Origin of the sequence: Verminephrobacter aporrectodeae subsp. tuberculatae At4, assembly GCF_000193225.1 — a bacterium.
Classification (GTDB): domain Bacteria; phylum Pseudomonadota; class Gammaproteobacteria; order Burkholderiales; family Burkholderiaceae_C; genus Acidovorax; species Acidovorax aporrectodeae.
This window is the reverse complement of sequence record NZ_AFAL01000913.1, coordinates 1-214: the sequence shown is the minus strand read 5'-3', so window position 1 is coordinate 214 and position 214 is coordinate 1. Positions and strand designations below refer to the sequence as shown.

Genomic DNA, 214 nt, shown 5'->3' with positions numbered 1-214 from the left:
CTACGCCCACGCGCGCGGTGCGCGCCTGCCCCAACCCCTGCTGGCGCTGCGCAGCAGCCCGGAGCACCCGGCGCAGTTCGTGTTCGACCGGGGCCAGCTCGATGGCCGCGACGGCCTGCTCGCCTTCGTCGTCAGCGCCAGCGCCGCCGAGCGCGCCCGCACCGAGCAGCAGGTGCTGCGGCAGGCCGCAGCGCAGCTCGCATTGCCTCCCCTG

Annotated in this window: 1 pseudogene; it reads left to right on the top strand. The window is 76.6% G+C overall.

Annotated elements, in window-relative coordinates:
• Window positions 1–214 (top strand): annotated as a pseudogene (locus VTU_RS29825) (hydroxysqualene dehydroxylase HpnE); the annotation flags it as partial.